This is a genomic window from Pseudomonas sp. JAI111, assembly GCF_024809425.1.
Taxonomy (GTDB): Bacteria; Pseudomonadota; Gammaproteobacteria; order Pseudomonadales; family Pseudomonadaceae; genus Aquipseudomonas.
Window position 1 is genome coordinate 467,422 of the sequence record NZ_JANUCB010000002.1, and the last position, 25,487, is coordinate 492,908.

26 protein-coding genes are annotated in these 25,487 nt (G+C 59.2%); 7 read left to right on the forward strand and 19 right to left on the reverse strand.

Annotated features, from left to right (window positions below; all coding sequences use genetic code 11):
* Positions 1 to 19: 19 nt before the first annotated feature.
* The 4 genes from HNR03_RS09840 to HNR03_RS09855 all read right to left on the reverse strand — a co-directional run bounded on the left by HNR03_RS09840 (position 20) and on the right by HNR03_RS09855 (position 3,667).
* On the reverse strand, positions 20 to 1,033 hold the full coding sequence (locus HNR03_RS09840; RefSeq protein ID WP_259153080.1) for an ABC transporter substrate-binding protein: 1,014 nt from the start codon (positions 1,031 to 1,033) through the stop codon (positions 20 to 22).
* The gene (locus HNR03_RS09845; protein ID WP_259153081.1) at positions 1,030 to 1,572 is read right to left on the reverse strand and encodes a sigma-70 family RNA polymerase sigma factor; all 543 of its coding nucleotides are present in this window, start codon (positions 1,570 to 1,572) and stop codon (positions 1,030 to 1,032) included. The genes HNR03_RS09840 and HNR03_RS09845 overlap by 4 nt, the downstream gene beginning before the upstream one ends.
* Positions 1,573 to 1,790: 218 nt before the next feature.
* Entirely contained in the window at positions 1,791 to 2,582 is a 792-nt protein-coding gene (locus HNR03_RS09850) for a phosphate/phosphite/phosphonate ABC transporter substrate-binding protein (RefSeq protein ID WP_259153082.1), read from the reverse strand.
* Positions 2,583 to 2,725: 143 nt separating this feature from the next.
* Entirely contained in the window at positions 2,726 to 3,667 is a 942-nt protein-coding gene (locus HNR03_RS09855) for a fatty acid desaturase (RefSeq protein ID WP_259153083.1), read from the reverse strand.
* Between the two features lie 333 nt (positions 3,668 to 4,000).
* On the opposite strand from HNR03_RS09855, the gene HNR03_RS09860 reads away from it, so the two are divergent.
* On the forward strand, positions 4,001 to 4,417 hold the full coding sequence (locus tag HNR03_RS09860) for a GNAT family N-acetyltransferase (RefSeq protein ID WP_259153084.1): 417 nt from the start codon (positions 4,001 to 4,003) through the stop codon (positions 4,415 to 4,417).
* Positions 4,418 to 4,548: 131 nt separating this feature from the next.
* Here the strand turns inward: HNR03_RS09860 and def are convergent, their stop codons facing one another.
* From def to HNR03_RS09875, 3 genes are all read right to left on the reverse strand, one after another.
* Positions 4,549 to 5,088, reverse strand: a complete 540-nt coding sequence (gene def / locus HNR03_RS09865) for a peptide deformylase (RefSeq protein ID WP_259153085.1) — start codon at positions 5,086 to 5,088, stop codon at positions 4,549 to 4,551.
* Positions 5,085 to 6,041: a YihY/virulence factor BrkB family protein gene (locus HNR03_RS09870; protein WP_222588131.1), complete on the reverse strand. Its 957-nt coding sequence runs from the start codon at positions 6,039 to 6,041 to the stop codon at positions 5,085 to 5,087. The genes def and HNR03_RS09870 overlap by 4 nt, the downstream gene beginning before the upstream one ends.
* Positions 6,042 to 6,211: 170 nt before the next feature.
* Complete coding sequence (locus HNR03_RS09875; RefSeq protein WP_222588132.1) at positions 6,212 to 6,403, reverse strand: CsbD family protein; 192 nt, start codon at positions 6,401 to 6,403, stop codon at positions 6,212 to 6,214.
* 200 nt (positions 6,404 to 6,603) lie between these two features.
* Here HNR03_RS09875 and HNR03_RS09880 point away from each other — a divergent pair, with 200 nt between their 5' ends.
* Positions 6,604 to 6,981: a hypothetical protein gene (locus HNR03_RS09880; RefSeq protein ID WP_027923866.1), complete on the forward strand. Its 378-nt coding sequence runs from the start codon at positions 6,604 to 6,606 to the stop codon at positions 6,979 to 6,981.
* A gap of 154 nt (positions 6,982 to 7,135) precedes the next feature.
* On the opposite strand, the gene fadD1 is transcribed toward HNR03_RS09880, so the two are convergent.
* Positions 7,136 to 8,836 carry a long-chain-fatty-acid--CoA ligase FadD1 gene (fadD1, locus tag HNR03_RS09885; protein WP_259153086.1) on the reverse strand — a complete coding sequence of 567 codons (1,701 nt, stop codon included), beginning with the start codon at positions 8,834 to 8,836 and terminating at the stop codon, positions 7,136 to 7,138.
* Positions 8,837 to 9,207: 371 nt separating this feature from the next.
* Positions 9,208 to 10,896 carry a long-chain-fatty-acid--CoA ligase FadD2 gene (gene fadD2, locus HNR03_RS09890; protein ID WP_259153087.1) on the reverse strand — a complete coding sequence of 563 codons (1,689 nt, stop codon included), beginning with the start codon at positions 10,894 to 10,896 and terminating at the stop codon, positions 9,208 to 9,210.
* Between the two features lie 245 nt (positions 10,897 to 11,141).
* Between fadD2 and HNR03_RS09895 the strand changes: the two genes are divergently transcribed.
* Both HNR03_RS09895 and HNR03_RS09900 read left to right on the forward strand, forming a co-directional pair.
* Positions 11,142 to 12,086 carry an alpha/beta hydrolase gene (locus HNR03_RS09895; protein WP_259153092.1) on the forward strand — a complete coding sequence of 315 codons (945 nt, stop codon included), beginning with the start codon at positions 11,142 to 11,144 and terminating at the stop codon, positions 12,084 to 12,086.
* Between the two features lie 42 nt (positions 12,087 to 12,128).
* Positions 12,129 to 12,599 carry a MaoC family dehydratase gene (locus tag HNR03_RS09900; RefSeq protein WP_208669565.1) on the forward strand — a complete coding sequence of 157 codons (471 nt, stop codon included), beginning with the start codon at positions 12,129 to 12,131 and terminating at the stop codon, positions 12,597 to 12,599.
* Between the two features lie 104 nt (positions 12,600 to 12,703).
* Here HNR03_RS09900 and HNR03_RS09905 read toward each other — a convergent pair whose 3' ends face one another.
* The 4 genes from HNR03_RS09905 to HNR03_RS09920 form a co-directional block, all read right to left on the reverse strand.
* Positions 12,704 to 13,564 (reverse strand): HlyD family secretion protein, encoded by an 861-nt coding sequence (locus HNR03_RS09905; protein ID WP_259153093.1) that lies wholly within the window; start codon positions 13,562 to 13,564, stop codon positions 12,704 to 12,706.
* 10 nt (positions 13,565 to 13,574) lie between these two features.
* Positions 13,575 to 13,781: a DUF1656 domain-containing protein gene (locus HNR03_RS09910; RefSeq protein ID WP_008151119.1), complete on the reverse strand. Its 207-nt coding sequence runs from the start codon at positions 13,779 to 13,781 to the stop codon at positions 13,575 to 13,577.
* On the reverse strand, positions 13,768 to 15,756 hold the full coding sequence (locus HNR03_RS09915; RefSeq protein WP_259153098.1) for an FUSC family protein: 1,989 nt from the start codon (positions 15,754 to 15,756) through the stop codon (positions 13,768 to 13,770). The genes HNR03_RS09910 and HNR03_RS09915 overlap by 14 nt, the downstream gene beginning before the upstream one ends.
* 167 nt (positions 15,757 to 15,923) lie before the next feature.
* Positions 15,924 to 16,391 carry a PA2169 family four-helix-bundle protein gene (locus HNR03_RS09920; RefSeq protein ID WP_259153099.1) on the reverse strand — a complete coding sequence of 156 codons (468 nt, stop codon included), beginning with the start codon at positions 16,389 to 16,391 and terminating at the stop codon, positions 15,924 to 15,926.
* A 203-nt stretch (positions 16,392 to 16,594) separates the two neighbouring features.
* Between HNR03_RS09920 and HNR03_RS09925 the strand changes: the two genes are divergently transcribed.
* Positions 16,595 to 16,831, forward strand: a complete 237-nt coding sequence (locus HNR03_RS09925; protein ID WP_090188871.1) for a DUF3820 family protein — start codon at positions 16,595 to 16,597, stop codon at positions 16,829 to 16,831.
* Between the two features lie 30 nt (positions 16,832 to 16,861).
* The gene (locus HNR03_RS09930; RefSeq protein ID WP_259153100.1) at positions 16,862 to 18,043 is read left to right on the forward strand and encodes an aminotransferase class V-fold PLP-dependent enzyme; all 1,182 of its coding nucleotides are present in this window, start codon (positions 16,862 to 16,864) and stop codon (positions 18,041 to 18,043) included.
* A 2-nt stretch (positions 18,044 to 18,045) separates the two neighbouring features.
* Here the strand turns inward: HNR03_RS09930 and HNR03_RS09935 are convergent, their stop codons facing one another.
* From HNR03_RS09935 to zwf, 4 genes are all read right to left on the reverse strand, one after another.
* Positions 18,046 to 18,771, reverse strand: coding sequence for an intradiol ring-cleavage dioxygenase (locus HNR03_RS09935; RefSeq protein ID WP_259153104.1), 726 nt, complete (start codon positions 18,769 to 18,771; stop codon positions 18,046 to 18,048).
* 265 nt (positions 18,772 to 19,036) lie between these two features.
* Positions 19,037 to 19,702 carry a bifunctional 4-hydroxy-2-oxoglutarate aldolase/2-dehydro-3-deoxy-phosphogluconate aldolase gene (locus HNR03_RS09940; protein WP_222588141.1) on the reverse strand — a complete coding sequence of 222 codons (666 nt, stop codon included), beginning with the start codon at positions 19,700 to 19,702 and terminating at the stop codon, positions 19,037 to 19,039.
* 17 nt (positions 19,703 to 19,719) lie between these two features.
* The gene (gene pgl, locus HNR03_RS09945; protein ID WP_259153112.1) at positions 19,720 to 20,433 is read right to left on the reverse strand and encodes a 6-phosphogluconolactonase; all 714 of its coding nucleotides are present in this window, start codon (positions 20,431 to 20,433) and stop codon (positions 19,720 to 19,722) included.
* Positions 20,420 to 21,889, reverse strand: a complete 1,470-nt coding sequence (zwf, locus tag HNR03_RS09950; RefSeq protein WP_222588143.1) for a glucose-6-phosphate dehydrogenase — start codon at positions 21,887 to 21,889, stop codon at positions 20,420 to 20,422. Before zwf ends, pgl begins: the two co-directional genes overlap by 14 nt.
* Positions 21,890 to 22,129: 240 nt before the next feature.
* On the opposite strand from zwf, the gene HNR03_RS09955 reads away from it, so the two are divergent.
* Positions 22,130 to 22,990 (forward strand): MurR/RpiR family transcriptional regulator, encoded by an 861-nt coding sequence (locus tag HNR03_RS09955; RefSeq protein WP_173667542.1) that lies wholly within the window; start codon positions 22,130 to 22,132, stop codon positions 22,988 to 22,990.
* A 112-nt stretch (positions 22,991 to 23,102) separates the two neighbouring features.
* On the opposite strand, the gene HNR03_RS09960 is transcribed toward HNR03_RS09955, so the two are convergent.
* Together HNR03_RS09960 and HNR03_RS09965 are read right to left on the reverse strand one after the other, a co-directional pair.
* Positions 23,103 to 23,957, reverse strand: a complete 855-nt coding sequence (locus HNR03_RS09960) for a D-hexose-6-phosphate mutarotase (RefSeq protein WP_259153116.1) — start codon at positions 23,955 to 23,957, stop codon at positions 23,103 to 23,105.
* A gap of 116 nt (positions 23,958 to 24,073) precedes the next feature.
* Positions 24,074 to 25,420 (reverse strand): carbohydrate porin, encoded by a 1,347-nt coding sequence (locus HNR03_RS09965; protein WP_222588145.1) that lies wholly within the window; start codon positions 25,418 to 25,420, stop codon positions 24,074 to 24,076.
* Positions 25,421 to 25,487: the final 67 nt, after the last annotated feature.

A 25,487-nucleotide genomic window follows, 5' to 3' on the forward strand; every position in this document is an offset into this window, starting at 1 on the left:
CGCAAAACATCAGGAAAAACTACAGGCTCGCACTCACCTTGCTCGCCACTTCCCCCGGCACCCAGCCCTTCCAGATCTGCGGCTGATCCCGCAAAAACGCTTCTGCGACTTGACGCGGTTGCTGGCGTTTTTCGCTCATTTGCCCCAGCGTCTGGTTAAGCAAATCGATCGGAAAGTCGACTTTTTCGAAGAACGCCACCAGGTCCGGGTATTGCGCCTTGAACGGTGCGGACACGCCAATGGCCAGGCTCGCCGGCATGGAACGGGTGCCCTTGGGATTGGGGTTATTGGCATCGGCCAGGGTTTTCCACGCCTCGGCGTTAAAGGCCGGTTCTTCGAGCTTCACCAGTTTGAAGCGCCCCAGCAGCGGCGTCGGCGACCAGTAGTAGAACAACACCGGTTTGCCACGGCGGATCGATGACGCGACCTCGGCATCCAGCGCAGCGCCAGAGCCTGTACGGAAGTTGACGTAACTGGCGGTCAGGTCGTAGGCCTTGAGTTTCTGGCTGTTGACGATCTCCGAGGTCCAACCGGTCGGGCTGTTGAGGAAGCGTCCGCGGCTAGGGTCTTCGGGATCGCGGAACACGTCCTTGTAGCGGGCCAGGTCGGCGACGGATTTCAGTTCCGGGGCCAGGGGTTTGATGCCGCGCTCCGGGTCGCCCTTGATCACGTATTCCGGCACCCACCAACCCTCTGTGGCGCCTTTGACCGTGTCACCCAAACCAAACACTTTGCCCTCGGCGGACGCCTTGACCCACGCCGGACTGCGACCCGCCCATTCTTCGCCGATCACCTGGATGTCATTCTTGGCCAGCGCTGCTTCGAGGCTGACGGTGCTGCCCGGTAACGTGTCGGTCGGGTAGCCATAGCCTTTCTCGACGATCAGACGCAGGATTTCGGTGATCAGGCTACCGCTTTCCCACGTGATATCGCCAAAGTGAATCGGCGCGGCTTTTTCAGCAGCCGGCACGTGGGTTGCGACGAGGCTCAGCGCCAACAGCGAACTGCCGAGCAGGGTTTTGATCGATCTCATGCGGACCTCCGGGTCAGGGCATTCAAGGGTTGGTTGGCGCTGTGCCGGTCGCACAGTGCCTGGGAGCGGGTCATGTAGACGCTGACCGAGCGTTGGGAGATGCCCAGCTCGGCGGCGATTTGCGGGTACGTCAGCCCGTCGACGCGTGACAACAGGAAGGTCTCCCTGACTTTGCCCGGCAAGCGTCCAAGCGTCTGGTCGAGGCCCTGCAATGCCTGGCTGAGTTGCGCCAGTTCCTCAGGCGATTTCACGGATGGGTGATCGTCGTGTTGCAACTGGTCGAGGTGCTGGTGCTCCTGTTTGCGGCGACGCCAGAGCTGATAGATCAACCGGCGGGCGATGGTGGTGAGCAAGGCACGAGGCTCGCGAATCGGTGTCAGCCCTGGGGATTGCAGCAGTTGCACGAAGGTTTCAGCGGCGACGTCTTCGACGCTGGGGCTGGCGCCCAGATGCCGACGCAAGTGTGCGCACAGCCAGGAATAATGGGTGCGGAACAAGCTGTCGATGTGGTTGCGATGGGATACGTCGGTGCCGGACATAGAGGCTCCAAGGTTTGGGGTCGCTGAATGTCCGGTGATCCGGTGGCGCGATCCTAGCAAGGAGCCTTATTCTTTAATAATACTTAAAATGAATTTTTATATTCTATTTGGGAATTAATCGATAAAAGATCGCAGCCTCGTTTCACTCGACAGCTCCTACAGGTAAACGATGATCCGTGTAGGAGCTGTCGAGTGAAACGAGGCTGCGATCATTCGAGCTAGCGAAAAAGCCCATAGCCCAATACTTCAGCCTCCTGTTGATAATCGAGCACCACCTGATAGTCGCTTTCAGTGGCCGGCAACACTTCATGCAGTCCCAGGATCTCAACGACGTCGGGCAACCTTTTCAGGGTCTGATTCATCGCCTGGCGCATCTGCTCTGCCTGGCCATCCGTGACGCCCAAAGCCGTGATGTACGGCAAGGTCGGGCTGAACGCGCTTCGGGCAACGATGCGTAATCCGGCGACTTCTTGCTCGGCATGTCGCGCCAGATAGGCGAAGGTCACACTGTCGATGGCCGCCAGGTCCGCACGATCTTCGCGCAGCCAACGCAGGCTCTCGCGGTGGCTACCGCTGATGGCGACACTGGAAAAGAATTGCCCGTCGCGATGCAGCGGCGCCAGGCGGTGCCGCAACAGGTTCATGCCGCTGTTGGAGTCTTCGCCGTTGATCACGCCGCGACTGTCGCGCCAGTCGGACAAGGTCCGCCGTGGGTCATCGGCGCGGCTCAGGAGCAGGCTGCAATGATTGCCGCCGGTGCTGTCTGGGAGCTCGTAACGCGGTCGACCAATGACCCGGACCTTGCCGCGCAACGCGGTCATCAGCGGGTAGCCGCAGGTCTGGGTCAGCAGCAATTGCGGGGACAGCCAGAGGTCCATCAGCGACAGGCCTTCGGCGCTGAGTCGGGTGGTGCCCAGCTGCGCGATGATCTGCGCCAGCCACCGCTCGTTGGCCTGGCGGATTGGCTCGGGGGCGACGTACATCAGTAGTTCAGCGATGTGTTGTGTCATCGAAATCTTCCCATACAACCCTATTCCCCGGTGGGAGCGAGCCTGCTCGCGATAGCGGTGTTTCAGGCAACATCAATGTGAAAGGTACGCCCCCATCGCGAGCAAGCTCACTCCCACAGGGGTCAGATGTGGATCATGAAAAATCAGTGAAATGGATGCCTCGGGCTATCGATGGCCCTCACTCCATGCTGTCGCCACAACTGCCCATAACCCAGCAGCACAAATCCGCCGCTGCGCGCCTGCCACTGCTCGCGACGTGCGCGGTAGGCCCGGGGCAAGTCGTACCAAGGCAACCCTGGCAAGTCGTGGTGCACCAGGTGCAGATTGAGGTTCAGGAACAGCCAGCGCCACGGCCAGGCGGCTTCATTGATGACCGTGCGTTGCTCGGGCTGCACATGCGGACGGTGTTCATAGTAGGAGCGAATCATGGCAATCGACAGCGCCGGCACACTGATCAGCAACAGGTAATGCCACACCGGCAGCACGCTGTAGTTCGCGATGAAGATCAGCATCAGCAACGTCAATGCACCGTGGGTCAGCCACATGAACCAGGCTTGGCGCTCAGCCTTTTTCAGTCGCCGCAGTTCTTCCCGCGCCAGCGCCAGCAAGGCCAGTGGCGCGCCCAGCAGGAAGCGCCCGAGTACGGTTTTGTTCAGCCAGTGCAGGCTTTGTTCAAAAAGCGAACTGCCCTGCCACCGTTCTGCCGTCAGGTAACGACTTTCCGGATCGCGACCGGGAATGGTCAAGTCTTCGTCGCGGTGATGCAGCAAATGGCTGGCACGGTAAAGGGTGTAGGGATACCAGACGGCGAACGGCGCGTAGCCGAGGATTTTATTGAGCAATGGCCAACGGGTCGGATGCCCGTGAAGCAATTCGTGCTGCACCGACAACCAAAGCACCACCAGCGGAATGAGCAGCAACGTGCTCCACCACACCCCCAACCAATCACTCACCAGGACAAGGCTGAACCAGCCGCCATACACGCCGATCAGCAACAGCCAGGTCGGCCATTCGGTGCGAGCGGTCAGGCGTCGGCGCAGGGTTTCGATTTCTTCTCGATGGGCTGTATCGAAGTAATGGGACATGGCGTTGCTCAGATCGGGGACCAATCCCCTTCTGTGCAATGGCGCCGGGAAATCTTGCAGATTATTTTGAAGATCGTTCCCTCGCTCTGCGTGGGAACGATCAACCAATCAACACGGGATCAATGGCCGAACACATCCACTTTCTTGGCCTTCTTGTCCGCGCGCTTTTCATCGGCGGTTTTCGCCGGTTTTTTCTTTGCTGCTTTCTTTGAATCCATGCCTTTGGCCATGATACCTACTCCACTCATACGGGATGTGAGATCAGGTATACACCTATCGCTGCGCTCGTGTTCTTTTATAATCGCCCGCTTTGCGCACCGACAGTCCACGACCATGCCCGACACCCAGTACACCTTGCTCGAGGAGCCTTTGTGGCCCTTGATGAACAAATTTTATCGCGCCCACCAATCGTCGATGAAAGCCGTGCGCGACGCTCAATTGTGGGTTGCAAGGCGCGACGGGATCATTGGCGCGCTGTGTTTGCGGCCGGTGGCTGAAGGGCATTGGCTGACGGGGCTGTTCGTCGATCCGGCGTGTCGCCAACAAGGGATCGCTGGCACGTTGATCGCCGAGGCGGTCAAGGATGTCGAAGGCCCGGTGTGGCTCTTTTGTCACCCGGACCTGCGCGGCTTTTATGAGCGTCACGGGTTCACCTTCGACCCCGCGTTGCCCTATTCGATGGCCGAACGTTTGAGCCGTTATGCGCGCAGTAAACCGATGATTGCCATGGGTACGCAACTGGCCAAATAACGCACTAAAGCCATATGAAGATCAAATGTGGGAGCGGGCTTGCTCGCGAAAGCGGTGTGTCATTCAACGCTGATATTGACTGATACACCGCTTTCGCGAGCAAGCCCGCTCCCACATTGGTTTTGGGGTGATCAGTCGTCTGCGTTCGGATCGAGGTCCGGGAACATGACTTCCGTAAAGCCAAATTTGCTGAAATCGGTAATCCGCGACGGGTACAACCGACCGATCAGGTGATCGCATTCATGTTGCACCACCCGCGCATGGAAGCCCTCGGCGATCCGCACAATCGGCTGGCCCTTGGGGTCGAAACCTTCGTAGCGAATCTGCTGATAACGATCCACCGCACCGCGCAGGCCAGGCACTGACAGGCACCCTTCGAAGCCCTCTTCCATTACCGGGCTCAACGGTGTGATCAATGGATTGATCAGGATGGTCTGCGGCACCGCCTCAGCGTCCGGATAGCGTTCGCTGTGCTCGAATCCGAAGATCACCAGTTGCAGGTCGACGCCGATCTGCGGCGCGGCCAGGCCGACGCCGCCGACGCTTTCCATAGTCTGGAACATGTCGTCGATCAGTTGCCACAGCTCGGGGCTGTCGAACATTTCGGCGGGGACCGGCGGAGCAATGCGCAGCAGGCGTTCATCGCCCATTTTCAGGATTTCACGGATCATTTTATGACTTCATCAGGTTTAGGCTGGAGCGAGTGATCCCGAGCCAGTCCGGAAACGTGTTGTTTGGGTTCGTGATCGAGTTCGCCGGGGACTTTTTCGCCATCATTCTTGCCCTCGGTCGACATATGTTCGATCACTGCATTCATCTCCGCACCCAGCAACAGCACCGCCGCGGAAATGTAGAAGTACAGCAACAGCACAATGATCGCGCCGATACTGCCATACATGGCGTTGTAGTTTGCGAACTCCTTGACGTACAAACCAAAACCCACGGAGGCGCAGATCCACACCACCACCGCCAGCACCGAGCCTGGAGTGATAAAGCGAAACTCCTGTTTGACGTCGGGCATGACGTAATAGATCAGCGCCACCGCCACCATCAGCAGCACCACGACCACCGGCCAGCGCACGATGGTCCACAGCGTCACGATGAAGTCTTCGAGACCGACTTGCGAAGCGATCCAGCCCATCACTTGCGGCCCGAGTACCATCAACGCGGCGGCGATCAACAGCATGCCGGCGATGCCGACCGTGTAGATAATCGACAGCGGGATACGCTTCCACGCGGGCCGGCCTTCAACCACGTCGTAGGCGGCGTTCATCGCGCTCATCATCAACCGCACACCGGCCGACGCCGTCCACAGCGCGATCACGATACCAATCGACAGCAAACCACCCTTGGACTGCTGCAACTGGTCGATGACCGGGTTCACCTGTTCCAGCGCCTGGGGCGGCAGGACCAGTTCCGACTGCAGGCGCAGCCAGGAAAAGAAGTCAGGCAGGTGCAGGAAACCGATCAGGGCGATCAGAAAGAGGATGAAGGGAAACAGCGAGAACAGCATCTGATAGGCGAGCGCCGAGGCATAAGTCGACATCTCGTCGTCGATGAACTCGGTGACCGTGCGCACCATGACACGGTGCAGGCGCAGGCCTTTCATGTGAGGGAAAAACATTAGCGTCTCCTTTCGCCGCAATAAGGGTTGAAGTCGTGGCGACTCGGGGCCGTTTTCTACGTCAAATTAGCCTACTTGGCGTCTTTGAAACAATTTCGTTGTGCAAGTTCAGGGTGACACAAAAACGGCCATCCTTGGATGGCCGTTCGTGTTGCTCATCAAAGGCTGGATCAAGCCTTGTCGACGCCCTTTTTGATGGCGTCCTTGGCTTTACCGACCGCTTGCTGGGCCTCGCCTTTCTTTTCCTGAATCTTGCCTTCGACTTGCAGCTTGGTGTTGTCGGTTACTTTGCCGACACCTTGCTTGACGTTACCAGCTGCTTCGTTGGCCATGCCTTTTACTTTATCGCCAGTGCTGCTCATGGTGTTTCTCCTGTGAACAATTCAACGAGAAAAGTCGTTACATAAGGATTGACCGGAGGCTTTTGCGCGGAGTTTCATTTATTTTCGGTCGTACATTTCATCGTTCAGCGCAGGTTAGGCTTTATGTTTGTCGACCAACCCCCGAGAATGCGCAACGTATTCAGGCCATGGCGCTGAAGATCCAATCCCGTAGGAATGTTATGAAACTCGATAAAAAACAGGCCATTGCCCGCAGAAACCAGGAACTTGGCGGTGCTGTGCTTGGCGTCAACAATTGCCATTTCACCGAATTGAACCGCAATCGCAACATCTGGTGGTTCGATATCCCGGTCGCGCGCCTGGCCATTGGTCAGTACGAATGGGTTCACCTGCTGATGCACACACCGGACACCGACGAACTGCTGCACCTGAAAGTGCCGACGGTGTTCCTGCGTGAAAAGCTTGAAGGCCTGGTGGTGCGCAATGAAGGCAAGCGCAAAGCCGCTTTGAGCCTGGAACTGAGCGCCGACAAGGACTCGTTCCTGCAGGACATGCGTCCGGCGGGCACCAACGTCAATTTCGCGCCTTTCCGGCTCTGATTAGATCGTTCCCACGCTTTGCGTGGGAATGCCGCCCCGGACGCTCCGCGTCCGCTGCTGGGACGCAGAGCGTCCCGGGATGCGTTACCACGCAGAGCGTGGGAACGATCGGTCAGGTAATAAAAAGCCCCGCATCTGCGGGGCTTTTGTTTGATCAGGCGCCGACTTTCTTCACGCCCAGCTTCTTCAGCTCTTCGTCGCGCAACTCGCGGCGCAGGATCTTGCCGACGTTGGTCGTCGGCAATGCATCGCGGAACTCCACGGAGCGCGGAACCTTGTAGCCGGTCACGTTCGCACGCATGTGCTCCATCACCTGTTCCTTGGTCAATGTCACGCCCGGCTTGGCGACGACGAAAATCTTGATCGCCTCGCCCGACTTCTCGTCCGGCACACCGATGGCCGCGCATTGCAGCACGCCCGGCAGGGTCGCCAGCACGTCTTCGAGCTCGTTCGGGTAAACGTTGAAACCGGAGACCAGGATCATGTCTTTCTTGCGATCGACGATGCGCATGTAGCCGTCAGGCTGGATCAGCGCGATGTCACCGGTCTTCAACCAGCCTTCGCTGTCGAGGATTTCGTCGGTGGCGTCCTGACGCTGCCAGTAGCCTTTCATGACCTGCGGACCTTTCACGCACAGCTCGCCGATCTCGCCCATCGCCTGTTCAACGCCGGCATCATTGATGACTTTGCACACGGTCGACGGCACCGGAATACCGATGGTGCCGATCTGGATGTGCTGGATCGGGTTGACCGTGGCCACCGGGCTGGTTTCGGTCATGCCGTAACCTTCGCAAATGCCGCAACCGGTGACCGCTTTCCAGCGCTCGGCCGCAGCCAGTTGCAGGGCCATGCCGCCGGACAGGGTGATTTTCAGTGCCGAGAAGTCCAGCTTGCGGAAGCCTTCGTTATTGCACAGGGCGACAAACAACGTGTTGAGGCCGACGAAACCGCTGAATTTCCACTTCGACAGTTCCTTGACCATCGCCGGCAAGTCGCGCGGGTTGCTGATCAGGATGTTGTGGTTGCCGATCAGCATCATCGCCATGCAATGAAAGGTGAAGGCATAGATGTGGTACAGCGGCAACGGCGTGATCAGGATCTCGCAGCCTTCGTTGAGGTTGGAGCCCATCAGCGCCTTGCACTGCAACATGTTCGCCACCAGGTTGCGGTGGGTGAGCATCGCGCCCTTGGCCACGCCGGTGGTGCCGCCGGTGTATTGCAGCACGGCAACATCGCTGCTGGCCGGATTGGCTTCAGCCACTGGCTGGCCGTGGCCCTTGCTCAGTACATGGTTGAACTTGACGGCCTTGGGCAAGTGATACGCCGGGACCATCTTCTTCACATACTTGATGACACTGTTGACCAGCAGGCGCTTGAGCGGTGGCAGCAAGTCGGCCACTTCGGTCACGATCACGTGCTTGACGCCGGTTTTGGGCACGACGATTTCAGCCAGGTGCGCCATGTTGGCCAGGCAAACCAGGGCCTTGGCCCCGGAATCCTTGAATTGGTGTTCCATTTCCCGCGCGGTGTACAGCGGGTTGGTGTTGACCACGATCAACCCGGCGCGGATGGCGCCGAACACAGCAACCGGGTACTGCAATACGTTGGGCAGTTGCACGGCGATTCGATCGCCCGGCTGCAAGTCGGTATGCTGTTGCAGGTAAGCGGCAAAGGCGCCGGACAATTCATACAGCTCACCGTAGGTGATTGTCTTGCCCAGGTTGCTGAAAGCCGGCTTGTCAGCGAAGCGTTGGCAGGATCGTTTCAACACTGCCTGAATATTCGGATACTCGTCTGGATTGATTTCGGCAGCAATCCCAGCAGGGTACTTATCCTTCCAAAAGTCTTCGTTCATGGAAGCCCACTCCTCAGCAACGCGAATTCTTCACCGCATTTGATGCGATTATTATTGGTGTGTGTTTTTTATAGTGTCTTTTGTTGGTGAGTCTGGCTTTTTACGAGGCCGAGAAGTCACAAAGCGCGCCGAGAGTAGCAGCTTTGCCAAGGGTCGACTAGAGCCAAAAGCGGCCCCTACAGTCACTTTAGTGACTCAAGAATGGCAAGCGGTCATTTTAGAGCAAAAATTCTATAGCGCCTTGAAAGTCCCGTAAAATGGGGCTTTAGTCCCTAAAAGCATCGCGGGCAAGCCCGCTCCCACAAGGTTCACTGCTGATCCTGTGGGAGCGGGCTTGCCCGCGATTTGCGCGAAGCGCGGCCATTCATCGATCAGGCGATATCGCGCAACTCCCGCCGCAGAATCTTGCCCACCGGCGTCATCGGCAACGACTCACGCAAGACAATGTGCTTGGGCACTTTGTACGCCGTGAAGTTTTCCTTGCAGTAGGCCTTCAGCTCTTCGAGGCTGACCCCCGACTCGCGGGCCACCACAAACAACTTCACCGCCTCCCCCGAACGCTCGTCCGGCACGCCGATCACCGCGCAGTTGGCGACCTTCGGGTGAGCCATGACCACGTCTTCGATCTCGTTGGGGTACACGTTGAAACCCGAGACGATGATCATGTCTTTCTTGCGATCGACGATGCGCACGAATCCGTCCGGGTCGATCACCGCAATATCACCGGACTTGAACCAGCCCTCGGCATCCAGCACTTCGGCGGTGGCTTCGGGCTTGTTCCAGTAACCCTTCATGACCTGCGGGCCTTTGATGCACAGCTCGCCGCGCTCGCCCAAGGCCTGCTCGACGCCTTCATCGTTGATCACTTTGAGCGTGGTGCCCGGTACTGGCAGGCCGACCGTGCCGATCCGCGACTTGTCGCCATACGGGTTGGTGCACGCCACCGGCGAGGTTTCGGTCAGGCCGTAACCCTCGGTGATGCGGCAACCGGTGAGTTTTTCCCAGCGCTCGGCGGTGGCCTTGACCAGTGCGGTGCCGCCGGAGTTGGTGAGTTTGAGGCTGGAGAAATCCAGGGTCTTGAAGTCCGGATGGTCCATCAGCGCAACGAACAGCGTGTTGAGCCCCAGCAGCGCCGAGAACCGCCAGTTCTTCAGCTCCTTGATGAAGGCGCCGATGTCCCGCGGATTGGTGATCAGCACGTTATGGTTGCCGGTGACCATCATGCACATGCAGTTCGCCGTGAACGCATAGATGTGGTACAGCGGCAGCGGCGCGATCATCACTTCCTGCCCTTCGCGCAGCAGCGGCTGACCGTCGGTGCCGAACTGCCCCAGACAAGCCCGAGCCTGCTGCATGTTCGCGACCAGGTTGCCGTGGCTCAGCATCGCGCCCTTGGCCAGGCCCGTGGTGCCGCCGGTGTATTGCAGCACGGCGATGTCGTCGAGGCCGACTTTCAGCGGCTTGATGCCCAGGCCCCGGCCCAGACGCAACGCGCTCTTGAAAGAAATCGCCTGCGGCAACGAATACGCCGGGACCATCTTCTTGACCTTGCTCACCATCGTATTGACCAGCCAGCCCTTGGCGCCGGGCATCAGGTCGCCCATCTTCGCTTCGATCAGGTACTGGATGTCGGTGTCGGGCAGCACTTCCTCGACCTTCTTCCCGAACACGTTCAGGTACACCAGCGCCCGGGCACCGGAGTCCTTGAATTGATGGCGCATCTCCCGCGCGGTGTACAGCGGGTTGGTGTTGACCACGATCAGCCCGGCGCGCAAGGCGCCGAACACGGCAATCGGGTAATGCAGGACGTTGGGCATCTGCACCGCAATGCGATCCCCCGGCACCAGGTCGGTGTGGGCTTGCAGGTAGCCGGCGAACGCCAGGCTGTGGCGTTCCAGTTCGGCGTAGGTCAGGGTCACGCCCATGCTGCTGAACGCGGGACGATCAGCGAATTTCTTGCAGGAACGCTCGAACACCTCAAGCACCGACTTGTAGGCCCCAAGGTCAATATCCAGGGGCACGCCGGCCGGGCGTTTGTCATTCCAGAAATCAGGTTGCATTGTTCTTGTCCTCTTTACCTGAACCTATCCGGGGCCGCGTTTCTGTCTCTGTTCAAAAAACAAAAAGCGAAAGGCGGAGCTCCACGGACACTAGCAGCTATGGCGAATCAGGCAAATACGACAGGCACCGTCATTGATCATGTGAATCTTCCAGCCGTGGCGTGGCCTGATCAGACGGCAAGCGCGGGATGCGCTATACAATGCAGCGACGCCCATGCCATGCAGTCCCATGCAAAGGAATCGCCATGATCCACGACACTTTCTGGCTGACCGCGAGTGACCGCAGCCGCCTCTTCGTCAACCAGTGGCTGCCCGCCGCGCCGCTGAAAGCAGTGATTCTGTTGGCGCATGGCATGGCCGAGCACAGCGGACGCTATGCCCGTCTGGCGGAAAAATTCTGCGAACAGGGTTATGGCGTCTACGCGCCGGACCTGCGCGGACATGGCAAAACTGCCGAAAACGGGACGCTCGGCCATTTCGCCGATGACGATGGCTGGTGCAAAGTCGTCGGCGACCTGGCCAGTCTCAACCAGCACATCGGCCAGCAGCACCCCGGCGTGCCGATCGTGCTGCTTGGTCACAGCATGGGCAGCTACATCGCCCAGGCTTATTTGCTGCACCACAGCGCCAGCCTGCATGGCGCGGTGCTCAGCGGCTCGAATTTCCAACCGGTGGCGCTGTATCGCGCGGCCCGCCAGATTGCCCGGCTCGAACGTTTGCGCCAAGGCCCGAAGGGTCGCAGCGCGCTGATCGAGTGGCTTTCGTTCGGCTCGTTCAACAAGAAATTCAAACCGGCGCGCACGCAGTTCGACTGGCTCAGCCGCGATCCGGCGCAGGTCGACTTGTACGCCAATGACCCGCTTTGCGGCTTTCGCTGCACCAATCAACTGTGGATCGATTTGCTCGGCGGCTTGCAGCAAATCAGCAAAGCGTCCAATCTCGCGCAGATTGATCCGGGCCTGCCGTTGCTGGTGATTGGCGGTGAATGTGATCCAGTCAGCGAAGGCAAACGTCTGAAAGACCTGGCCCACGCACTTCGCGAGGCTGGCAGCCGCAACCTGCAACTGACTATTTACCCTCAGGCCAGGCACGAACTGTTCAACGAGAGCAACCGCGATGAAGTGATCAACGACGTGTTGAACTGGATTGCGCAGACGCTGAGCCACCGCCGGCCGCCCAGATCGGAATAGTTTTTTTGTGAATTTATTTATTCGTGACAGGAATTGAAACAGATGACCCAGGTTACCAACACCCCTTACGAAGCCCTCGAAGTCGGCCAGACCGCCAGCTATAGCAAGACGGTCGAAGAGCGCGACATTCAGTTGTTCGCCGCCATGTCCGGCGATCACAATCCAGTTCACCTGGACGCCGAATTCGCCGCTGGCACCATGTTCAAGGAGCGCATCGCTCACGGCATGTTCAGTGGCGCGTTGATCAGTGCCGCCGTTGCCTGTGAATTGCCTGGGCCGGGGACGATTTACATCGGCCAGCAGATGAGCTTTCAGAAGCCGGTGAAGATCGGCGACACCTTGACGGTGCGTCTGGAAATCCTGGAAAAAATGCCGAAATTCCGCGTGCGGATTGCCACTCGTGTGTTTAACCAGCGTGACGAACTGGTCGTCGATGGCGAGGCTGAGATCCTGGCGCCGCGCAAACAGCAGACCGTGACCTTGCCGACCTTGCCGGCCATCAGCATCGGCTGATTACCCTCAAAAGATCGCAGCCTCGTTTCACTCGACAGCTCCTACAGGGTTTGGCGTATACCTGTAGGAGCTGTCGAGTAAAACGAGGCTGCGATCTTTTGATCTCAAGGCCCTTCCTGCACCTGCACGCTCGCCGTCATGCCTGAACTCAAATTCATCTCCGGCGGCAGGTTGTCGATCTTGATCCGCACCGGAATCCGCTGCGCCAGCCGCACCCAGTTAAACGTCGGCTCCACCTCCGCCAACAACTGCCCGTCCGGCGTGGTGTTGCGGTCGGTGATCCCGCGACTGATGCTTTCAACATGCCCGTCCAGCGCCTCCCCCGCGCTCATCAACCAGACCTTCACCGGATCGCCGACACGAATCCGTGGCAGCTTGGTTTCTTCGAAATATGCCTGCACATAAAAGGTCGAATCATCGATCAAGGCCATCACCGATTGCCCGGCATTCACGTAATTGCCTTCAGCCAGACGCAAGTTTGTGATGTGCCCATTGCGCGGCGCATGGACCTGGCTGCGGGCAAGATTGAGTTCGGCGACTTTGGCCTCCGCCTGAGCCTCGCGCAGTTCGCCACGGGCGATGCCGGCATTGATCTGGGCGTTCTCGCGCAACTCGGCACTGATCGCTTGCGGTCCCAGGCTGGCGCGACGGCTGGCTTCGCGCTCGCGCAAATTGAGCTGCTGCTGGCGCGTTTGCACCACCGCTTGGGCTTTCTCCAACGCCGCTTCGAAACGGTCGCGATCAATGCTCAACAACAGATCACCGGCCTTGACCTGCTGGTTATCGAACGCCTTGAGTTCACGCACCCATCCCGACACATCCGGGGCGATGACTACCACGTCGGCGCGGATCCGCGCATCCCGGGTCCAGGGCGTGAGCATGTAGTACTGCCACAAATGGAAACCGGCGAATATCGCCACCGCCACCAGGCACAGGGTTACCGCGACACGTACGGGGGTACGCATGTTCAACTCCTTATAAAGGTCCGAGGACGACGGTGATCAAGGTCAATACACAGACGTACAAGGCGCAATCGAATAGCGCTTCGTGCCAGATCCAGCGGCCCACCGGGGTCAGGCGCAACAGCATGCGCAAAGCCCCGGTGACGAGCAGCGCCAGCAACACATAAATCAGAAACGGACTGAGCAGCACTCCGCCCACCGACCACTCACGCAAGCCCATGGCTTTGCTCCTGTTGTCGGCACCAGGCGCGCCAACTGCTTTGCAATTGCAGCACCGCGCCCTGTGCCAGTTTCACCGCGTCGCTGGGCGGCAACGCGTACAACGTCTTCAAAAACTCTTCGCTGGGTTGTTCCAGCGCATCCGCGCAGTCGCCAGCAGGGCCTTGTGCCAGGACTTTTTCCAGACGCTCGAGATAACGCTGCTCAGGCGCGCTGACCGGCACCTGCGCAACGGCCAGGCTCAAGCGCAGATGGAGCAATTCATCGCCGATGTCCAGGCCAAGCAGACCATCGTCCCAGCGACTGCGCGCCGGTTCCGGCAACTCCGGATAATGCCGTGCCAGTTGCAGCAAGCGATCGGCCATGCGTCCGCCGAACCAGCTTTCGGCACCGCGCAGATTGCGCCGGGTCAGCCGGACCAGATCGTCGAGCGTCGCCGCCAACAAACGGCGGCCGTGCCACGCCGGGTTACGCAGGATCAGCAAATGAAACGCCAGCACCGCCGCGCCGACACCGACCACCATCGCCTGGGCGCTGTTGAAGAAAGTGGCGACGTCGAATTTCATCGCGTTCAGCGGCGACACCAGGACGATGAAGTGCAAGCAGAACGAGGTGGCCGTGGCGCCAATCTGTGGCTTGGCCATGCCCAGCGCACCGAGAAACAACGGCACGCCCATGCCCAGGCAGAGCAACGCAAACCCGCTCCATTGCGGCAGCAGAATCTGCCCGACGAAAAACGCCGCCGGTATCGCCAGAAAAATCCCGCGCATGAAGCTCATGCCGATCTGCGCGCCATTCTCACGACTGGCAAACAGGCTGCACACCACGCAGGTCAGCACCAGCGCACCCGCCGCCGCGGGCCAGGCGGTGGCGAGCCAGAAACTCGAGACCACTAGGAATGCCAAGGCACTGCGCGCACCGAAAACCAATGCCAATGACAGGTCGCGATGTGGCGTCAGGGTGCGCGGCGGATCGACCGTTTCACGACCCTCCTCCACCGCCCTCAATGCCGTCGTCGCGGCCATGGCGGTGTCGAGCAGCAAGGTGAATCGGGCCAGGCAATAGCTCTGCGCGGAGCTGATCTGCGGGTCATGGCAGGCGTCGAGCAACCTTGGCCGCAACGCTTGCAGCGTCGCAGTGTCGGCACCGTTCAGCGCATCCTGAACCTCGGTCATCCACGGCTGCAGCTGCTGCGCTTCGGGCGCGTCCAGTTGCTTCCATTGCCGGCGCACCGAACGGGCGATGCGCAGCAGCATCAACAGCTTTTGACTCAATCCACTGATCGCCCGGGCGCGTTGTCGACCCAGGCCACCTTCAAACCAGGCATGTTCGCGCTGGGCATCGACGGCGACAATGCGCCCGAGAATTTCCAGCAGGCCTTTGCGTGCCTGAGCGTCGCCGGCCAAGGTCGCACGCGCCGCATTCATCCCGCTCTGCCACGCCGCCCGCGCCTGATCCGCCAGTTGCCGTTCGACACGCATCGGCCAGAGCAGCGCGCTGGCTGCCGTAGCACAAAGGATTCCCAGACAGATTTCCGTGCAGCGTGCCACCGCCTGGTCGAACACCGTCAGCGGATGCGCGATTGCCGGCAGCGCGATGATTGCCACCGTGTAACCGGCCAGCACAAAGGAATAGGACCAGGCACTGCGCAACAACGTCGAACTCGCCGTACACAGCCCGAGCCACAACGCCAATGCCAGCAGGAAAAGCCACGGCGTCTGAGCAAATACGCTCATGAACACCACCGACATGATCGTCCCGATCAGCGTTCCCAACAGTCGCGCCAGTCCCTTTTGCACCACCATCCCGGACAATGGCTGGGCGACGATAAACGCCGTCATCAGCGCCCAGGCTGGTTGCTCCAGGCCCCACCGCAACGCCAGCCACAGCGCCAGACCACCGCCGAGCAGGGTTTTGATAGCGAATTGAAGGGCGCGGCGGTCAGGCGCAAACAAAGCCTGCAAAGTGATAGGCACGTAAAGCACTCTTGGAAGGACGATTTAACGATAGTCGGTTCAGCTGAGCCATGACTCATACACTTGAAAAACAAATTATTAGCTAGCTATCTATCACCCGTCCAGCACTAATTCCTAGGCACAAAAAAACGCCAGACTGGCTGGCGTTTTTGACAGGTTACGAACGCTTACGAGCGTGCGCGCGCCTGGTTGCGCAGGGCTTTTACCTGATCATGATTGCGTTGCACGCCGTGATACTGACGTTCAACCAGGTCACGAATGCCCACCAGGTTGTATTTGTTGATTTTTTCCATGGCTTCTTTGTAAGCCTTCAGCGCATGGTCTTCACCGCGTTCGGCTTCGTTCAACACGGCCTCTTCATCCTTGCCGGTGAACATCGCTTTCACGTCGACCCAACGACGGTGCAAGTCGCCGCTGACGCTGGTGGAAGTTTCCGGATCGCCACCCATCGAACGCACGGCGCTTTGCAGCTCCGCCGCTGCAGTTGCGCAATCAGCCGAGCGTTGCACGAACAGGGTTTTGAGTTCAGGGTGCTTGATATCTTCAGCGCATGTCTTGAACCCTTCCTGACCGTCTTTGCTGGTTTCGATCAGGTCGTTGAGTACAGAGATCGCTTCTTTATTAATGTCGGTCATTTTCAATTCCTCACGGGTTGATGAAAGATGTAATAGCTATTGCACCCTGCATGCCAGCTTCGAATTGAAGATTTACTCCTTATTTTTCAAACAGTTATATTTAATGACAAAATCTGTATCCGCTTTTTTTGCATGATCTGTCAATTGGCCTGCATGCAGAATGCCTGTATTTTCCCGCTTGAAATGAATCCAGACGACAGATGATGAACCCAGAGAAACTCGAACTGCTGATCACCCGTGAAATGCCCTTCGGCAAGTACAAGGGCCGGATCATTGCCGACCTTCCCGGCCAATACCTGAACTGGTTCGCCCGGGAGGGTTTCCCCCATGGCGAACTCGGCGGCTTGCTGGCCCTGATGCAGGAAATTGATCACAACGGACTGGCTGAACTGCTCGAACCGTTGCGCGCCAAACACGGTAAACCTGCCCCGCGCCACTGACTGATCGTATAAAACCGGACCGAATAGCACATGCCCGATAACACCCGCCGCGCCCGTGATGAACAATTCTGGAAGACCTTTGCCGACCGCTATGCGGTCGAGCCCGGGCCCATCAACCTGGAAAACGGCTACTTCGGGCGTATGTCGCGCACGGTGGTCGAGGAATACCAACGCAACATCGAGCTGATCAACCGCAGCAACTCGGTGCACGTGCGTCAGCGTTTCGAACAAGGCGAAAGCCTGCAGATCCTCGCACAGCTTGCCGGGTTGCTAGGGGTTCCCGCCGACACCGTTGCCCTCACCCGCAACGCCTCGGACGGCTTGCAGTCATTGATCCGCAACTACAACCGCCTGCAGCCGGGCGATCAGGTGCTGATCTGCGATCTGGAATACGACACGGTCAAAGGTGCAATGCGCTGGCTGGCCAGGCACCGTGGCGTGGAAGTGATCGAAATCGACCACCAGCACCCCGCCAGTTTCGACAGCTTGCTGGCCACTTATCGCGACGCTTTCGAGCGCTATCCAAAGCTCAAATTGATGGCCCTGACCCACGTCACTCACCGTACCGGACTGGTCATGCCCGTTCAGGCCATCGCCGCTGCCGCCAAGGAACGGGGCATCGACGTGATCCTCGACGGTGCGCACGCCCTGGGCCAGCTTGAATTCAATCTGGATGAACTGGGCATTTCGTTCGCCGGCTTCAACCTGCACAAATGGATTGGCGCGCCCCTGACGCTGGGATTTATCTACATCGCCCGGGAACGCCTGACCGACATTGATCCGGACATGGGCGAGATGCATTTCCCGGTCACCGATATTCGCGCCCGCACGCCCTACAGCACGCCGAACATCCCGGCGCTGCTGACCCTGCCACTGGTGTTCGAGGAACACCTGGCCATGGGCGGCGCCGCGGCCAAGAGTGCACGGCTCAACCACCTGCGCAACCTGTGGGTCAATGCGGTCCGGTCGTTGCCGGGAATCGATGTCATGACCCCGGACGACCCACGCCTGTATTGCGCGATCACCTCGATGCGGTTTACCCGCCATACCGATCAACAGGCGATGGTCGAGCGCCTGCTTAGCGACTACAACCTGTTCACCGTTGTCCGCACCGGGGCCGCGAGCGGGCCGTGCATCCGCATTACGCCGGGGCTCACCAACACCGCTGCCGACATGAATTTACTGGCGCGGGCGCTGAGCGAACTGCGCTGACGTCATACCGTGTACTTGTCGAAGTCCTCCGGCCTGATGTGTGTCGAGGCGGCGAACGTGTCGATGCCGATGGTCATGTGGCCGAAGTAGCCATCCTCGTTCGAGTCCCGACCGAGGGTGTGAACGGTCAACGTCGACGCCTCGCCGCCCTGGTGTTGATAGTGAAAGTCTTGATCGTTGGTCAGCGGTGAAGCGGATCGACCGCTGTACTCGCGGGCGTTGAGCACCGAGCGTGAGGCGACCTCGGGAAAGTAGAGCTGACCGACCCAGGCGACGTGCCGTTCTTGCAGGAAATTGTTGCCGGAGGTTATTCGAACGGCGACATGAATATGCACGGCTCGGCCGGCGTAGAACCCCGGATAGATCGAGGTAAAACGCACGATGCCTTTCTTGTCAGTGAATTGCCCGCCACGCAGGTAGGTGTCGTCGTCAGTGCGCAGGATCGAGCCGATGTCCCCGTCGTCGACTTCCTTGTCCGGATTGATCTTGCTCCAGCCCGAATATGCCCCACGCGAGTTGCAATGCCAGATATCGACCAAGGCCCCGGTCACCGGCTGACCCGTCATGGCATCGACAATTGCCAATCGAAGCACCAACGGAATGCCATCGGCGCTTTCGCTGATGTTGCGCCTGATCAATTGGGGATTGCGAAAATACGGACCGGCGATCTGCTCGGGAGACAGCAGGTAGACCGGGTGTGAAGGTGCAACTGAAGTGTTGTCGTCCATGAACGTTCTCTCTTCCATAAGATGAACGCAGGTTAACGCTGACTGAAGGGCGTGAGGCGGTAACTATGTATCGCCTGATGTCCCCTGTGGGAGCGTGGCTTGCCCGCGATTCAGACACCGCGGTCCGACAGACATACCGCGTCATCGTTCATCGCGGGCAAGCCACGCTCCCACACGTTTTTTTTGCGGGCAAAAAAAAACGGTGCACCGACCAAGCGCACCGTAAAGCCGTAGAACACACAACGAGGTGTTTGGTAAAAGCCGATCAGTCCAGCAGCGCCAGGGCCTCGGCGGTGCATTCCTGAATGCGGGCCCAGTCGCCGTTCTTGATCCACTCCGGATCAAGCATCCAGCTACCGCCCACGCACATCACGTTTTTCAACGCCATGTAGCTCTTGATGTTGGCCGGGCTGACGCCGCCAGTCGGGCAGAATTTCACTTCGCCGAACGGGCCGCCGAGCGCCTTGATGGCCGCGACGCCACCGCTGACTTCCGCCGGGAACAGCTTGAAGCGGCGATAACCCAGGCCATAGCCTTCCATGATGCCGGAGGCATTGCTGATGCCTGGCAACAGCGGAATCGGACTGGCGACACTGGCTTCAAGCAGGTCACGGGTGATGCCCGGCGTAACGATGAATTGCGAACCCGCCGCTTCGGCAGCAGCGAGCATGCTGCGATCCAGCACCGTACCGGCACCGGTCACCAGTTCCGGACGCTGCTCGCGCAGTATCTGGATGGCCTTGAGGCCGAACTGCGAACGCAGGGTCACTTCCAGGGCCGTCAGGCCACCGGCGGCCAGGGCGTCGGCCAAAGGCAGGACATCCTGTTCGCGAGCGATGGTGATCACCGGCAGAATCCGCGCCTTGGCGCAGAGGCTGTCGATCAGGGCAACTTTGTCCGCCATGGAAACGGTCGGGGATGTGTTTTTCATAGCGGCTGTTCCTTGGCTCATGGGCACCAGTAAATCTCTAACGTAGGTTGCAGAAACGCGCGAATCGGCATGGCGGCGACATCGTCACCGGCCAATGCGGCACTCAGGGTGGTCAGCTTCGACTGACCGGAAATAGATAGAACAGTGGTCTTGGCCGAGGCCAATAGCGCACGACTCATGGTCAGGCGCTGATGCGGCACGGTAGGCGCCAGCATTGGGTAGCAACGACGCGTGCCGTCGACTTGCAAGGCATCGGCCAGGTTCGGGCTGTTCGGGAACAGCGACGCGGTGTGACCGTCATCGCCCATGCCGAGGATCAGCACGTCGATCGGGGGCAATTCGGCGAGCAAACGATCAGCCTGCTCGGCCGCCAGCTCAAGGTTGGCGGTGGCGCTGTACAGGCTCAGAAACTGCGCCTTGGCCGCCGGGCCTTGCAGCAGATAGCGCTTGAGCAGACCGGCATTGCTGTCGGTGTGCTCGACCGGCACCCAACGCTCATCGGCCAGGGTCACGACGACCTTGGACCAGTCCAGCGTTTGCTTGGCCAGGTGCTGGAAGAACGCCACCGGGCTGCGACCGCCGGAAACCACCAGGGTCGCCGTGCCGCGCGCATCGATTGCCTCGCTCAGTTGCTTGGCCACATTCAGCGCCAGGCCTTCAGCCAACAGCACCGGGCTCTTGAACTCATGGGCGCTGACGCCCTGAGGCAGTTTCAAATTAGATATCGCCATACCACGACCTCCCGTCCCGCGTGATCAGTGCAATGGAGCTCATCGGTCCCCAGGACCCGGCCGCATACGGCTTGGGCGCATCACCGGATTTTTTCCACCCGGCGATCAACTGGTCACACCACTTCCACGCGGCTTCAATTTCATCTTTACGGACAAACAGGTTCTGATTGCCGCGCATCACTTCCAGCAATAACCGTTCGTAGGCATCGGGAATCCGCGCGCTACGCCAGGTGTCGGAAAAATTCAGCTGCAACGGACCGCTACGCAGCTGCATGCCCTTGTCCAGGCCTTGTTCTTTGGTCATCACGCGCAAGGAAATGCCTTCGTCCGGTTGCAGGCGGATAATCAGCTTGTTGCTGATTTGCAGGCGCTGCTCGGGGGCGAAGATGTAGTGCGACGGTTCCTTGAAGTGGATGACGATCTGCGACAGTTTCTGCGGCATGCGCTTGCCGGTACGCAGGTAGAACGGCACGCCGGCCCAACGCCAGTTGCGGATATCAGCTCGCAGGGCGACGAAGGTTTCGGTGTCGCTCTGGGTGTTCGAATTCGGTTCTTCCAGGTAACCCGGCACCGGTTTGCCTTCGCTGTAGCCGGCGATGTACTGGCCGCGCACCACCTGCGTGGTCAGGCCTTCCGGACTGATCGGCGCCAGCGCCTTGAGCACTTTGACTTTCTCGTCACGGATACTGTCGGCGGACAGGTCGGCCGGCGGGTCCATGGCGATCAGGCACAGCAGCTGGAGCAAGTGGTTCTGGATCATGTCCCGCAGCTGGCCGGCCTTGTCGAAATAGCCCCAACGGCCTTCGATCCCGACTTTCTCGGCCACGGTGATTTCCACGTGGGAGATGTAGTTCTGGTTCCACTGGGTTTCGAACAGGCTGTTGGCGAACCGCAGGGCGATCAGGTTCTGGACGGTCTCTTTGCCCAGGTAGTGGTCGATGCGATAGGTACGATTCTCCGGGAAGAACTGCGCCACGGCATCGTTGACCTTGCGCGAGGATTCCAGGTCCGAACCGATCGGTTTTTCCAGCACCACACGGGTGTTTTCGGCCAGGCCGACCTTCGACAGGTTCTCGCAGATTGCGCCGTAAACAGCTGCCGGGGTGGCGAAGTAGGCAATCACGCGCTGAGCGCTGCCAGCCATTTCAGCCAGGGCGACGTAATCGTCGGCCTTGAGGAAATCCACATGCAGGTAGCTCAAACGGGCCAGGAAGCGTTCGACCACAGCTTCGTCCAGCTCTTTGGCACCGACGTAACGGCGCAGCTCCGAGGCGATGAACGCCAGGTGCTCCTGCTCGCTGCCAGGCTCACGGGCCAGCGCGATAACGCGCGTATCCTCGTGCAACAGGCCTGCGCCATCGAGTTGATAAAGGGCAGGAAACAGCTTGCGCAGGGCCAGATCGCCGAGGGCGCCGAACAAGGCAAAGGTGCACGGTTCAACCGTAATCGAAGGCATGATGTTTGTTCTTTTATCAAGTTAAGCTACAAATACCTTTTTTCAAGGCATCACTCAAGGGAAAATGTAGTAATAACCACAACATTTTCGCAAAATACAGATTCCGAGTGGTGGTCGGTCTGAGCCATCAGTAGGATAGGCCACCGTTACGGGCCCGATCAAAGTCCCAATTTGCATAGCCAGGGCTCTTATTTGCATTGCTCTCATGTTTGCGGAGCTAAGGAAACATCTATGGACCGCGTGCGAAATTTACTGGAACAGATCCAGAATCGCCTTGAAGACCTGAACAAGGCAGAACGCAAAGTCGCCGAAGTGATCCTGCTCAACCCAGAGCAAGCCACCCGGTTCAGCATCGCCGCCCTCGCCCAGGCCTCAAAGGTCAGCGAGCCGACGGTCAACCGCTTCTGCCGTTCGTTCGGCGTCAGCGGCTACCCGGAGCTCAAGCTTCAATTGGCCCAGAGCCTGGCCAGTGGCGCAGCGTATGTCAGCCGCGCGGTCGAGGCCGATGACAATCCCGAAGCGTACACCAAGAAGATTTTCGGCAGCGCCATCGCTTCGCTCGACAGTGCGTTGCAGGCGTTGGACCCGAACCTGATCAGCCGCGCCGTCGACCTGTTGATCCAGGCCCGGCAGATCCACTTCTTCGGCCTCGGCGCCTCGGCCCCGGTGGCGCTGGATGCGCAGCACAAGTTCTTCCGCTTCAACCTGGCCGTCACCGCCCATGCCGACGTGCTCATGCAGCGCATGATTGCGTCGGTGGCACACACCGGCGAGTTGTTCGTGATCATCTCCTACACCGGCCGCACCCGCGAACTGGTGGAAGTGGCGCGTATCGCCCGGGAGAACGGCGCCTCGGTGCTGGGGTTGACCGCCGAAGGTTCGCCATTGGCCAAGGCCAGTACGTTGAGCCTGAACATTCCATTGCCCGAAGACACTGACATCTATATGCCAATGACCTCGAGGATCATTCAGCTGACGGTGCTGGATGTCCTGGCGACCGGCATGACCTTGCGCCGAGGCGTGGATTTCCAGCCGCATTTGCGCAAGATCAAAGAGAGCCTGAATGCCAGCCGGTATCCGATTGGGGATGAGTTCAACTAAGCCCACGCCGATCGTTCCCACGCTCTGCGTGGGAATGCAGCCCGTGACGCTCCGCGTCACTGGACGCGGAGCGTCCCTTGAGGCATTCCCACGCAGAGCGTGGGAATGATCATCAGACCCCTACCCTCGCCTGCAAACTCAAATGCGCCCTCTGCCCCGGCGCCAGGCTGAGGCTATCGGTCCCGCCACTCGCAGCTTCAACGCACACAAACTCGGAAATCTCGTTCCAGCTCACCCCCAGCAACGGCCGCGTACCCGGGTGCCAAACCACCGTGTCCGCGTGATCGCCGGTGTCGATGCATAACTCGCGCTGCCAGGCATGGTCCTTGATGTGCAATTCGCCGTCATGCTGGAACACCCGCTGACAGCCACCCTCGACCCGCAATTCACCTTCCTGCTGGCAAACCTGGCGGTTCAACTGATCGTATCCCTGCGCGCCATCGAGCCCAGACAGCGCTACCTCACCCACGTCGCCAATACGCCAGTAAGCGTGCAACGCCTGACTCAATTGGCACGGCAAACTGTCCTGATGCTCGGTGCTCAGGCGTAAATCCATTCGCTCGCCAAGGTGTGCGTGCAAATCCACTTGCCAGTCACATAACTGAAGTTGCCAATGCAGGTGCACGCCATCGTCGTCATGGCGGCTGTCGAGCAGCTTCCAGTCTATCAACCGTGCCCAGCCATGGGAGGGCCAGGCGTTTTCGCTTGGATGACGGCCATACCACGGCCAGCACACCGGCACGCCACCACGAATGGCACCAACCTGCGGCCACTTCGCCGCGCACCAGAGCCAGGGTTTCTGGCCTGTGGGCTGGAAGTGCAGCAACTGCGCGCCCTGTCGACTGAACACCGCCTGACACAGCGGATGGTCGATCACCAGCACGTCGCGCTTCTGATAGCGCTCCCACGCAAACACCGGTCGTTCGCGCAACGATTTGAAGAAGCGTTGTAGCGGATGCTCATGCATGTGCCACGGTCCCGAAAAACATCTGTCACCAGGGCGTACGCGGCCCCCAAAAAAAAGCGGACAGCCAAGGCTGTCCGCAAAAATGCGCACATAGAGAGGAGCTTATCGCAACAACGTTAGAACACCGACTGAATTTTCAGACCTGCTACCAGGGCGTTGTCGACTTCGTCTACACCACCTGGGTGAGTGACGTATTGCAGGTTGGGACGCACGGTCAGCCAGTTGGTCACGTGGAAGCCGTAGTTGATTTCGTAGTTGTACTCGGTGCTACGCAGCGGCGAGAACAACGGATCGTTGTAGTCGGAAACACCGTTGCTGGCGTTGACCAGCTCAGCGTTTTTCTTCACGTCATCGTTGACATGGATACGGGCAAAACCGATCCCGACGTCGTCTTTTGGACGTGCGTCAAATGGGCCCTTGTACACGAACATCAGCGACTGGTAGTTGTCGACGACGTTGGTGTCCTTGTCGTGGAACGTGGCGTTCGCCGCAACGTTCAGACCACGGGAAGCATCGCCATTGTGGGTGGTGAGTTGCTGCTGCACGACGCCCCAGTAGCCGTGCTTGCTGTCGTGAACGCGGTAGCTGTTACCGGTGGTCGCTGCGTCATTGCCGTTGGAGTCTTTGAGAACGTCATTGGCGTCAGCCGTGCTCTTGTAGTAACCCACACGGTATTCGCCCGGCAGGCCGTTGACCTTCGGCGACCAGACCAATTCCACTGGCAACACGGTGCCCTGGGTGCCGCTGCCGCTGAGCTTGAAGCCGTTGCCGTGTTCCAGCTGCGTCGGGTTCTGGTTGTAGGCACCGATCTGCGCATACAACTCAGGCGTGATGTTGTATTTCACGCGCAACGCCGCCTGGCTGATTGGCCAGTTGTACCAGATGTTGGTGGCCCAGTTGCCCACCTGGGAACCGCAGAACGCCAGGTTCTGGAACTCGCACGGGAAGGTGTTGAAGTCTTCGCCTTCGCCGAAGTAACCGGCTTTGACGTCGAGTTTGCCGTCGAGGAACTGGTGTTGAACCCACAGCTGGGTCAGACGGACCATATGACCACGGCCGTAGACTTCCTGAGAGGAACTCAAGGTCCCGGCACGCGGGTCACCGACGCGGTCATTGGAGATGTTCTGACCGTTACGGTTGGTGAATTGGATCTTGGCCTGGGTGTTATCCCAACCCCACAGCTTTTGCAGGTCCAGCGCCACGCCCAGACCAAACTGGTCAGCGTAACGGGCAGTCTTGTCGTCGTTGTAGCCGCCATGCAGGTTGCCGCCGACTTCACCGACGTAGTCGGCCTTGATGTCGATACCCTGCTCAAGCAGCTTGGTCCGCTCTCCACCCCAATCACCGGTCATCCACTTGGAATCGGCGCTGAACGCGTCAGCCGCATGCACACTACCGACCATCATCATTGCCGCAACAGCTGACAATTGGCAGATAAGCTGAGCGTTGTTCTTCTTCTTCATCCCTACATCCTCGTTTTATTGTTATTAACTGTTTTTATTTAACGCGGTTACATCTTTTGCGCAGAGC

Coding starts and splice junctions, on each gene's coding strand:
- HNR03_RS09925 (WP_090188871.1), top strand. CDS start 16,595: ATGAACCCAGAGAAACTCGAACTGCTGATCACCCGTGAAATGCCCTTC.
- HNR03_RS09910 (WP_008151119.1), bottom strand. CDS start 13,781: ATGGGCTTGCGTGAGTGGTCGGTGGGCGGAGTGCTGCTCAGTCCGTTT.
- zwf (WP_222588143.1), bottom strand. CDS start 21,889: ATGCCTTCGATTACGGTTGAACCGTGCACCTTTGCCTTGTTCGGCGCC.
- HNR03_RS09930 (WP_259153100.1), top strand. CDS start 16,862: ATGCCCGATAACACCCGCCGCGCCCGTGATGAACAATTCTGGAAGACC.
- HNR03_RS09935 (WP_259153104.1), bottom strand. CDS start 18,771: ATGGACGACAACACTTCAGTTGCACCTTCACACCCGGTCTACCTGCTG.
- HNR03_RS09840 (WP_259153080.1), bottom strand. CDS start 1,033: ATGAGATCGATCAAAACCCTGCTCGGCAGTTCGCTGTTGGCGCTGAGC.
- HNR03_RS09860 (WP_259153084.1), top strand. CDS start 4,001: ATGCCCGACACCCAGTACACCTTGCTCGAGGAGCCTTTGTGGCCCTTG.
- pgl (WP_259153112.1), bottom strand. CDS start 20,433: ATGGCGATATCTAATTTGAAACTGCCTCAGGGCGTCAGCGCCCATGAG.
- def (WP_259153085.1), bottom strand. CDS start 5,088: ATGATCCGTGAAATCCTGAAAATGGGCGATGAACGCCTGCTGCGCATT.
- HNR03_RS09870 (WP_222588131.1), bottom strand. CDS start 6,041: ATGTTTTTCCCTCACATGAAAGGCCTGCGCCTGCACCGTGTCATGGTG.
- HNR03_RS09940 (WP_222588141.1), bottom strand. CDS start 19,702: ATGAAAAACACATCCCCGACCGTTTCCATGGCGGACAAAGTTGCCCTG.
- HNR03_RS09965 (WP_222588145.1), bottom strand. CDS start 25,420: ATGAAGAAGAAGAACAACGCTCAGCTTATCTGCCAATTGTCAGCTGTT.
- HNR03_RS09855 (WP_259153083.1), bottom strand. CDS start 3,667: ATGTCCCATTACTTCGATACAGCCCATCGAGAAGAAATCGAAACCCTG.
- HNR03_RS09895 (WP_259153092.1), top strand. CDS start 11,142: ATGATCCACGACACTTTCTGGCTGACCGCGAGTGACCGCAGCCGCCTC.
- HNR03_RS09960 (WP_259153116.1), bottom strand. CDS start 23,957: ATGCATGAGCATCCGCTACAACGCTTCTTCAAATCGTTGCGCGAACGA.
- fadD1 (WP_259153086.1), bottom strand. CDS start 8,836: ATGAACGAAGACTTTTGGAAGGATAAGTACCCTGCTGGGATTGCTGCC.
- HNR03_RS09845 (WP_259153081.1), bottom strand. CDS start 1,572: ATGTCCGGCACCGACGTATCCCATCGCAACCACATCGACAGCTTGTTC.
- HNR03_RS09920 (WP_259153099.1), bottom strand. CDS start 16,391: ATGACCGACATTAATAAAGAAGCGATCTCTGTACTCAACGACCTGATC.
- HNR03_RS09900 (WP_208669565.1), top strand. CDS start 12,129: ATGACCCAGGTTACCAACACCCCTTACGAAGCCCTCGAAGTCGGCCAG.
- HNR03_RS09880 (WP_027923866.1), top strand. CDS start 6,604: ATGAAACTCGATAAAAAACAGGCCATTGCCCGCAGAAACCAGGAACTT.
- fadD2 (WP_259153087.1), bottom strand. CDS start 10,896: ATGCAACCTGATTTCTGGAATGACAAACGCCCGGCCGGCGTGCCCCTG.
- HNR03_RS09875 (WP_222588132.1), bottom strand. CDS start 6,403: ATGAGCAGCACTGGCGATAAAGTAAAAGGCATGGCCAACGAAGCAGCT.
- HNR03_RS09850 (WP_259153082.1), bottom strand. CDS start 2,582: ATGACACAACACATCGCTGAACTACTGATGTACGTCGCCCCCGAGCCA.
- HNR03_RS09905 (WP_259153093.1), bottom strand. CDS start 13,564: ATGCGTACCCCCGTACGTGTCGCGGTAACCCTGTGCCTGGTGGCGGTG.